The organism is Gluconobacter sp. Dm-73, assembly GCF_018256215.1.
GTDB lineage: Bacteria > Pseudomonadota > Alphaproteobacteria > Acetobacterales > Acetobacteraceae > Gluconobacter > Gluconobacter cadivus.
The window spans coordinates 1-795 of the sequence record NZ_JAERLW010000032.1 but is presented as its reverse complement, the minus strand read 5'-3'; the positions used below and the strand labels follow the sequence as shown (position 1 = coordinate 795).

The 795-nt window shown below is 44.5% G+C and carries 1 protein-coding gene; it reads right to left on the bottom strand.

Going from position 1 to position 795, the window contains the following annotated elements:
- Nucleotides 1-135: 135 nt before the first annotated feature.
- On the bottom strand, nucleotides 136-795 hold a 660-nt coding region (locus JK176_RS14885), incomplete at its 5' end, for an EAL domain-containing protein (RefSeq protein ID WP_211588405.1).

The following is a 795-nucleotide window of genomic DNA, read 5'->3' as shown; positions in this document are numbered from 1 at the left end:
TGGCCATCCGGCCCCTCTGCTCTGGCGTCCACATCCAGAGCTTGAATCACATCAGACCGATTTTCCAAACAGGCTCTGAGCTGTAATTACATCAGAGAGAAGGCGTCTTCCCGAATGACTTCCAGAATATGCAGGTTACCAGACGTTCAGCCGTTTCTGCGCCATTATCCCATTAATTGTCTTGCTAAATATTTCGAGTGAAATAATTGAATAACCTAGAATTTCTTCTGATTCGTCCCTGACCTGGGTCAGCATAACAAGGTCGATGTCACCACTCTCCCGCGTAAACCTGTAGGGAGGATAAGGTAGACCGCGTTCTCTAAAAGACTTCAACCATTCGAGCATCGTACGCGTATCAGGCAGAAGCACATGGATATCGGCACCAATAACCTCTTTTTTGTCAAAACCAATCCGACGACAGAATGTCATACTAGCATCCCGGATGATATAGTCTCGATCTATAAAACAAATCGCAACTTCTCTCGAATTATAGAGAGATGATATTTGAAATGCCCTCTCTTCAATAGATAGTCTTTGATATTCGTTTTCCGTATGTACCACCGGATTGGAATTCGGGTTTCCAATCCTTTTTAATGGCCGAGGAGGACTGAACAGATACCCCTGCCCTTTCGTACAACCAATTTTCCGTAACAGATCTGCCTGCTCGACCGTCTCTATCCCTTCTGCAATCACGTCAATATCGAGGCTATTCGCCAAGCCAACAATCGCAGATATTATTTTTCTATCCTCCTTACGACTGACACAGGAATGCACGAATTTCTGGTCAATTTTTAC